The sequence below is a fragment of the Lelliottia sp. RD5 genome, from assembly GCF_056032945.1.
The window spans coordinates 20,135-28,547 of the sequence record NZ_JBVYHQ010000013.1; the positions used below are offsets into that span (position 1 = coordinate 20,135).

Below are 8,413 nucleotides of genomic sequence, written 5' to 3' on the forward strand. Positions count from 1 at the left end.
CAGTCACTTACTCGGTAAGCTCCTGGGGAGATGCAACTTGAATGGTTTTGTGTAATGAGTTTTGACTCTTGTTCCCTTCGCAGGTATTAACCTGATCAGGTTCCGCGGATCCCGAATTAACGGTCTCAGCCCGGCTTACGCACTGGGCACTCCGACAAGAATTTACACGTATTCTTCATCTGTCCAAAAAGCAGCGTGAAAAATTTCGTGTAATGCCCCTCCAGAGAGGGGCGTGTTTGTAAACTACGCGTTAACGATTAATAACTCAAGCAGGTCGCGCGACGTTATGTTCGTTACTGGCTTTCAAATTGTGGTCCAGCACGAGGGCAATCAGCTTGTCTTCCAGCGTAAATCGCCCTTCCAGGGCTTCGCCCAGATCGGACAGCGCCTGCTGTAATTCCAGATAGTTATCCTGGTCGATCGCGTTTTCGAGCGCGGAGTCGTAATAATCCATAATCTGCTGGGTGTTCGCTTCCAGCTGCGGATAGAGTTTTGTCGCCGCTAAATACGGATTCGTTCCTTCCATTTCACGGATAATACGTTCATAAATATTGAAATGGCCGTCGGAAAGGTAATCCACCAGACTCTGACAAAAATTATCCAGCGCTTTTTCATTCAGGCGCATATAGGATTCTTTGCCAGGCTTAATGCCAACCAGATTATAGTAGGCAACAAGCAATTGTTTACGCACGTGCAGCCAGCGATCGACCAGTTTATTACTTCCTCCAACGCGCTCTGTCAGGCTTTCTAGCTGGTTTAGCATGTTTGACTCCGCAAGGTTAAGGTTAAAAGCTGCCCGCCTAAATTTGTAAGAATATTGTTATCAACATGCCTGTGAAGCGAAGGTAGTGCAATAGATATGGATCGTATAATTGAAAAATTAGATCGTGGCTGGTGGATCGTCAGCCATGAGCAAAAATTATGGTTGCCCGCCGGAGAGTTACCTTACGGCGACGCCGGGCAATTCGATCTTGTGGGGCAATCCGCATTAAAGATCGGTGAATGGCAGGGCGATGCTGTGTGGTTGATCCAACAGAATCGCCGTCAGGATATGGGATCGGTACGTCAGGTTATGGATCATGATGCGGGCCTGTTTCAGCTGGCCGGACGCGGGGTGCAGTTAGCCGAATTCTACCGTTCGCATAAGTTCTGCGGTTATTGCGGTCATCCTATGCATCCAAGTAAAACCGAATGGGCGCTGCTGTGCAGCCACTGCCGTGAGCGCTATTACCCGCAAATTGCACCGTGCATCATCGTTGCTATTCGTCGTGATGATTCGATTTTACTGGCGCAGCATGTCCGCCACCGCAATGGTATTCACACGGTACTGGCTGGATTTGTTGAGGTCGGCGAAACGCTGGAGCAAACCGTCGCGCGTGAAGTGATGGAAGAGAGCGGGATTAAAGTCAAAAATCTGCGTTACGTTACCTCTCAGCCGTGGCCCTTCCCGATGTCATTGATGACGGCCTTTATGGCTGACTATGACAGCGGCGAGATCGTTATCGACCCGAAAGAGTTGTTGGAAGCAAACTGGTATCGCTACGACAATTTACCGCTGTTACCGCCACCGGGCACCGTGGCGCGTCGTCTGATAGAAGATACCGTGGCAATGTGTCGGGCCGACTATGAAGCCTGAATGACGTGATACACTAGCGGTAAGATGCTTAAGGAACCTGCAAAATGACCGAACTGAAGAACGATCGTTATCTGCGCGCGCTGCTGCGCCAACCCGTTGATGTCACCCCGGTGTGGATGATGCGCCAGGCAGGCCGTTATCTTCCGGAATATAAAGCCACGCGTGCGCAGGCGGGCGATTTTATGTCGCTGTGCAAAAATGCGGAGCTGGCCTGTGAAGTGACGCTTCAGCCACTGCGCCGTTTCCCGCTGGATGCGGCGATCCTTTTTTCAGATATCCTGACTATCCCGGATGCCATGGGGCTTGGGCTGTATTTCGAAACGGGCGAAGGTCCGCGCTTTACGTCTCCGATTAAGAGCAAAGCCGATATTGATAAGCTGCCGATTCCCGATCCTGAAGATGAACTGGGTTACGTGATGAACGCGGTGCGCACCATTCGCCGCGAGCTAAAAGGCGAAGTACCGCTGATTGGTTTTTCCGGTAGCCCATGGACGCTGGCGACCTATATGGTTGAAGGCGGCAGCAGCAAAGCCTTTACCGTCATTAAAAAGATGATGTATGCCGAGCCGCTGGCCCTGCACGCGTTGCTTGATAAGCTGGCAAAAAGCGTCACGCTGTATCTCAATGCGCAGATTAAAGCGGGCGCGCAGTCGGTGATGATCTTTGATACCTGGGGCGGTGTGCTCACCGGGCGCGATTATCAGCAGTTCTCCCTCTATTACATGCACAAAATTATCGATGGCCTGCTACGTGAAAATGAAGGTCGTCGTGTGCCGGTAACGCTGTTCACCAAAGGCGGCGGACAATGGCTGGAAGCCATGGCGGCCACCGGTTGCGATGCGCTGGGCCTTGACTGGACCACTGATATTGCCGACGCACGTCGTCGCGTGGGCGACACCGTCGCGCTGCAGGGCAACATGGACCCGTCTATGCTTTACGCTCAGCCTGCACGTATCGAAGAAGAGGTTGCGTCTATACTTGCAGGTTTCGGCCAGGGTGAAGGTCACGTCTTCAACCTGGGTCACGGAATTCATCAGGATGTACCGCCAGAGCACGCTGGCGCGTTTGTGGAGGCGGTGCACCGACATTCTGCCCAGTATCATCTGTAAGGAGTTGTTATGGATCTCGCGTCGTTACGCGCTCAGCAAATCGAACTTGCCTCGTCAGTGATCCGTGAGGATCGTCTGGATAAGGATCCGCCGCAGTTGATCGCCGGCGCCGACGTGGGATTTGAGCAGGGTGGTGACGTGACGCGAGCGGCGATGGTGCTGTTGACGTATCCCTCGCTGGAACTGGTTGAATATAAGGTGGCGCGAATCGCCACCACCATGCCGTACATTCCTGGCTTTCTCTCCTTTCGTGAATATCCCGCGCTGCTCGCAGCGTGGGAACAACTCTCGCAAAAACCCGATCTGCTGTTTGTTGATGGTCATGGGATTTCCCATCCGCGTCGTCTGGGCGTGGCCAGCCATTTTGGTTTGCTGGTGGATGTCCCGACAATTGGCGTGGCGAAAAAGCGCCTGTGTGGGAAATTTGAGCCACTTTCTGCTGAGCCGGGCGCGCTGGCACCGTTGATGGATAAAGGCGAACAGCTGGCGTGGGTCTGGCGCAGCAAAGCACGATGCAATCCGCTGTTCGTGGCGACAGGGCATCGCGTGAGCACAGACAGTGCGCTTGCGTGGGTGCAGCGTTGTATGAAAGGTTACCGTTTACCAGAGCCGACGCGCTGGGCTGATGCGGTCGCATCGGCGCGCCCGGCTTTTATTCGTTGGCAGGAAATTCAGCCTTGATTCAGGTAAACTGCCGCTAATTTCCGATTCGAGACATCATCATGTTACAAAACCCGATTCATCTGCGCCTTGAGAAGCTGGAAAGCTGGCAGCACGTCACCTTTATGGCTTGCCTGTGCGAGCGCATGTATCCCAATTATGCGACGTTCTGCAAGGAAACCGAATTTGGTGAAGGCCAGATTTATCGCCGTATTCTCGACCTGATCTGGGAAACACTGACGGTTAAAGACGCGAAGGTGAACTTTGACTCCCAGCTCGAAAAGCTGGAAGAGGCGATCCCATCGGCGGATGACTACGATATGTATGGTGTCTATCCAGCGATCGACGCCTGCGTGGCATTGAGTGAACTGGTGCATTCGCGTTTAAGCGGTGAAACCCTGGAGCACGCCATCGAAGTGAGTAAGGCGTCGATTACCACCGTTGCGATGCTGGAAATGACGCAGGAAGGTCGTGAAATGACCGACGAAGAGCTGAGAATGAACCCGGCTGTTGAACAAGAATGGGACATTCAGTGGGAAATATTCCGACTTTTGGCCGATTGCGAAGAACGCGATATTGAACTGATAAAAGGCCTGCGCGCGGACTTACGCGAGGCGGGTGAGAGTAATATTGGTATAATTTTTAACCAGTGAGACAACAAAACGTGATTTAACGCCTGTTTTGTCGCACCTCCACTCTTCCCTTCTGCCCCCCGTCTGGTCTACATTTGGGGGGCGAAAAAAAGTGGCTATCGGTGCGTGTATGCAGGAGAGTGCTTTTTTGGCATTTTCGTCGCACTCGATGCTTAGCAAGCGATAAACACATTGAAAGGATAACTTATGAACAAGACTCAACTGATTGATGTAATTGCGGACAAGGCTGATCTGTCTAAAGTGCAGGCTAAAGCTGCACTGGAATCCACCCTGGCTGCTATTACTGAGTCTCTGAAAGAAGGCGATGCTGTACAACTGGTTGGTTTCGGTACCTTCAAAGTGAACCACCGCGCTGAGCGTACTGGCCGCAACCCGCAGACCGGTAAAGAAATCAAAATTGCTGCTGCTAACGTACCAGCATTTGTTTCTGGTAAAGCACTGAAAGACGCAGTTAAGTAAGCCGCGTGGCAGTGAACAGTTTTAACAAGGGGGCGGTTTCGCCCCTTTTGTCTGTCTGGCGCTCAACGTTGGCGCTGGCAGGCGTGCTGTTGCTTTCGGCCTGTAGCCATGACTCTGCTTTGCCGCCATTCACCGCGAGTGGATATGCAGGCGATCAGGGTGCGGTGCGAATTTGGCGTAAAGACGTCAATGGTGAAGTCCATCTCCTTTCTGCATTCAGTCCGTGGCACAAGGGCAATACTTCTACAGCGGAATACCGCTGGCAGGATGATGCGCTGTCGCTGATTGAACTCAACATCTACAGTAAAACGCCTGAACACATTCGTGTCCGGTTTGATAGTCGCGGCGAGCTGAGCTTCATGCAGCGCGAAGTTGACGGCCAAAAACAGCAGCTTTCGAGCGATCAAATCGCCTTATACCGTTATCGTGCCGACCAAATCCGTCAGACCAGCGATGCGCTGCGTCAGGGGCGCGTTGTGCTGCATCAGGGGCGCTGGCATGCCGATGGCTCGGTGACCACCTGCGAAGGTCAAACGGTGAAACCCGATTTGGACGCGTGGGCAAAGGAACATATCGAAAGGCGTCAACGTCATTCGTCAATAGAAGTGAGTGTGGCCTGGCTTGAAGCATCCGAAGGTTCGCAGCTGTTGCTGGTGGCAAATGAAGATTTTTGTACCTGGCAGCCGACAGAAAAAAACTTCTGATTGAAAACCCCCTCCAGACGGAGAGGGCCAGTGTTAATTACTCGCCTTGCTCGCGTGCAATTGCACGATAACCGATGTCGCTGCGGCTAAAGCTGCCGTCCCAGTGAATATCGGCCATTAACGCATACGCACGCTTCTGCGCTTCCGCGACCGTATTTCCCAGCGCCGTTGCGCACAGAACGCGCCCGCCGTTGGTCAATACGCGATCGTCGTCAGACAGTTTCGTCCCGGCGTGGAACACTTTACCGCCATCGACTTCTTCCAGCGGCAGACCGTGGATTTCGTCGCCGTTGCGGTAATCACCGGGATAACCGCCCGCAGCAATCACCACGCCCAGCGAAGCACGATCGTCCCATTCAGATGTTTTCTCATCCAGCTTGCCTTCACATGCAGCCAGACACAGTTCAACCAGATCGGACTTCATGCGCAGCATGATTGGCTGCGTTTCAGGGTCGCCAAAGCGGCAGTTGAATTCGATAACTTTTGGATTGCCCTGCTTGTCGATCATCAGACCGGCATACAGGAAACCGGTATAGGTATTGCCTTCCGCGGCCATGCCTTTGACGGTTGGCCAGATGATACGGTCCATGGTGCGCTGGTGAACTTCATCAGTCACAACCGGTGCCGGAGAGTAAGCGCCCATTCCGCCGGTGTTTGGACCGGTGTCTGCATCGCCAACGCGTTTGTGATCCTGGCTGGTGGCCATCGGCAGAACGTGCTCGCCGTCAACCATGACAATAAAGCTGGCCTCTTCGCCGTCGAGGAACTCTTCAATCACGATACGATGACCCGCATCGCCAAAGGCGTTACCCGCCAGCATATCCTGAACGGCAGCTTCGGCTTCTTCGAGCGTCATCGCAACGATAACGCCTTTACCTGCCGCCAGACCGTCGGCCTTGATGACGATCGGTGCGCCTTTTTCACGCAGATAAGCCAGCGCAGGTTCGACTTCAGTAAAGTTCTGATATTCGCCCGTCGGGATTTTATGGCGCGCGAGGAAATCTTTAGTGAACGCTTTAGAGCCTTCCAGCTGCGCAGCGCCTTCGGTGGGGCCAAAGATTTTCAGACCCGCGGCGCGGAATGCATCAACAACGCCAATCACCAGCGGTGCTTCTGGACCGACGATGGTGAGATCGATTTTCTCGCTCTGCGCAAAATTCAGCAGCGCCGGAATATCGGTTACACCGATAGCCACATTCTGCAGAGTGGGTTCCAGTGCCGTACCGGCGTTACCCGGTGCGACAAAAACGGTGCTCACCCGCGGCGACTGCGCTGCTTTCCATGCCAGAGCGTGCTCGCGCCCGCCGTTACCAATGACTAATACTTTCATTACTGACTCCGGGATTAATGGCGGAAGTGACGCATATCGGTGAAGATCATGGCGATGCCGTGTTCGTCAGCGGCGGCGATGACTTCGTCATCACGAATGGATCCGCCCGGCTGGATAACACAGGTCACGCCAACGGCTGCTGCTGCATCAATGCCGTCGCGGAACGGGAAGAAGGCATCAGATGCCATTGCGGAGCCTTTTACTTCCAGGCCTTCATCGCTGGCTTTGATACCGGCGATTTTGGCAGAGTAAACGCGGCTCATCTGGCCTGCGCCTATGCCGATCGTCATATTCTCTTTCGAATATACAATCGCGTTGGATTTAACAAATTTGGCGACCTTCCAGCAGAACAGCGCGTCACGCAGTTCCTGTTCGGTTGGTTGACGTTGGCTAACGACGCGCAGGTCGCCCGCAGTCACCATGCCTAAATCGCGATCCTGAACCAGCAGACCACCATTAACACGTTTGAAATCCAGGCCTGGAACACGCTCTGCCCACTGGCCACAAACCAGTACGCGAACGTTTTGTTTGGCTGCGGTGATTTTAAGGGCTTCTTCCGTTGCGGAAGGCGCGATGATCACTTCAACAAACTGGCGGGAAATAATGGCCTGTGCCGTCTCGGCATCAAGTTCGCGGTTGAACGCGATAATGCCGCCGAATGCGGAGGTTGGATCGGTTTTGTAAGCCCGGTCGTAGGCTTCAAGGATAGATGTGCTGACGGCAACGCCACACGGATTTGCATGTTTCACGATGACGCATGCTGGCTCACTGAACTCTTTCACGCACTCCAGCGCCGCATCGGTATCAGCGATGTTGTTATAAGAGAGGGCTTTGCCTTGAACCTGTTGAGCGGTTGCGACGGATGCCTCTTTAATTTCTTCTTCTATATAGAAGGCAGCGTTCTGGTGGCTGTTTTCGCCGTAACGCATATCCTGCTTCTTAATGAAGTTCAAATTCAGGGTACGTGGGAAACGACCAGAAGGTTCGTTGCTTTCGCCGTGATAGGCCGGGACCAGGCTACCGAAGTAGTTAGCAATCATGCTGTCGTAAGCGGCAGTGTGTTCAAACGCTTTGATGGCGAGGTCAAAACGGGTCGCCAGTAGAAGAGAACCTTCGTTGGCATCCATTTCTTTAATAATGACGTCGTAGTCACTGCTCTTTACTACGATGGCAACATCTTTATGGTTCTTCGCCGCGGAGCGCACCATGGTCGGGCCACCGATATCGATATTCTCAACGGCATCTTCCAGTGAGCAGTTTTCGCGGGCGACGGTTTGGGCGAACGGATAAAGGTTAACGACCACCATATCAATCGGGGCGATGTCGTGTTGTTCCATAATGCCGTCGTCCTGGCCGCGACGACCAAGAATGCCGCCGTGTACTTTCGGATGCAGGGTCTTTACGCGTCCATCCATCATTTCCGGGAAACCGGTGTAATCGGACACTTCGGTTACCGGCAGACCTTTATCTGCTAACAGGCGAGCGGTGCCGCCGGTGGATAGCAGCTCTACACCACGTGCAGAAAGTGCCTGAGCGAATTCGACGATACCGGCTTTGTCAGAAACACTGAGCAGAGCGCGGCGGACTGGACGACGTTGTTGCATGGTAAATCCCCTGGATTTCACGATGACAGAGAGTGTTAGATGAATTTTTCGCAAAAAACTCATCTAACACCCCTAACGGGGCATCCTTGTTTAGCGCGTGCATTTTAACGAAAACGTTTGCGCACCGCTCGTGATTTTTCAAATTTTCGCAGCATTGTGGATAAGTCTGTGTGAAAACAGGTATAAGGCGGGGTTTTGCTGTGGAATGCAGCAGTCAGTCATTTTTCTGTCATTTAAGTATTGCGGATGATCGAGAAC

At 53.1% G+C, this 8,413-nt stretch carries 9 protein-coding genes and 1 riboswitch; of the genes, 6 read left to right on the forward strand and 3 right to left on the reverse strand.

The genetic code is table 11. The features are described from left to right. Positions 1-55 precede the first annotated feature (55 nt). Positions 56-164: riboswitch (TPP riboswitch) on the reverse strand. 101 nt (positions 165-265) lie between these two features. Beyond that, positions 266-763: a sigma D regulator gene (gene rsd, locus AC0LWE_RS21965; protein ID WP_202668811.1), complete on the reverse strand. Its 498-nt coding sequence runs from the start codon at positions 761-763 to the stop codon at positions 266-268. A 96-nt stretch (positions 764-859) separates the two neighbouring features. On the opposite strand from rsd, the gene nudC reads away from it, so the two are divergent. From nudC to AC0LWE_RS21995, 6 genes are all read left to right on the forward strand, one after another. Then, on the forward strand, positions 860-1,636 hold the full coding sequence (gene nudC, locus AC0LWE_RS21970) for an NAD(+) diphosphatase (RefSeq protein WP_202668812.1): 777 nt from the start codon (positions 860-862) through the stop codon (positions 1,634-1,636). 44 nt (positions 1,637-1,680) lie between these two features. After that, positions 1,681-2,745, forward strand: coding sequence for a uroporphyrinogen decarboxylase (hemE, locus tag AC0LWE_RS21975; RefSeq protein WP_131488992.1), 1,065 nt, complete (start codon positions 1,681-1,683; stop codon positions 2,743-2,745). A gap of 9 nt (positions 2,746-2,754) precedes the next feature. Then, complete coding sequence (nfi, locus tag AC0LWE_RS21980) at positions 2,755-3,426, forward strand: deoxyribonuclease V (RefSeq protein WP_131488990.1); 672 nt, start codon at positions 2,755-2,757, stop codon at positions 3,424-3,426. Positions 3,427-3,467: 41 nt separating this feature from the next. Further along, positions 3,468-4,058 (forward strand): YjaG family protein, encoded by a 591-nt coding sequence (locus AC0LWE_RS21985; protein WP_202666468.1) that lies wholly within the window; start codon positions 3,468-3,470, stop codon positions 4,056-4,058. A gap of 186 nt (positions 4,059-4,244) precedes the next feature. Continuing rightward, on the forward strand, positions 4,245-4,517 hold the full coding sequence (gene hupA, locus AC0LWE_RS21990) for a nucleoid-associated protein HU-alpha (RefSeq protein ID WP_002445246.1): 273 nt from the start codon (positions 4,245-4,247) through the stop codon (positions 4,515-4,517). An 11-nt stretch (positions 4,518-4,528) separates the two neighbouring features. Then, complete coding sequence (locus AC0LWE_RS21995; protein ID WP_219347666.1) at positions 4,529-5,221, forward strand: DUF1481 domain-containing protein; 693 nt, start codon at positions 4,529-4,531, stop codon at positions 5,219-5,221. A gap of 37 nt (positions 5,222-5,258) precedes the next feature. On the opposite strand, the gene purD is transcribed toward AC0LWE_RS21995, so the two are convergent. Together purD and purH are read right to left on the reverse strand one after the other, a co-directional pair. Further along, positions 5,259-6,551 carry a phosphoribosylamine--glycine ligase gene (gene purD / locus AC0LWE_RS22000; RefSeq protein WP_219347174.1) on the reverse strand — a complete coding sequence of 431 codons (1,293 nt, stop codon included), beginning with the start codon at positions 6,549-6,551 and terminating at the stop codon, positions 5,259-5,261. A 14-nt stretch (positions 6,552-6,565) separates the two neighbouring features. Next, positions 6,566-8,155, reverse strand: coding sequence for a bifunctional phosphoribosylaminoimidazolecarboxamide formyltransferase/IMP cyclohydrolase (gene purH, locus AC0LWE_RS22005; RefSeq protein WP_059180761.1), 1,590 nt, complete (start codon positions 8,153-8,155; stop codon positions 6,566-6,568). Positions 8,156-8,413: the final 258 nt, after the last annotated feature.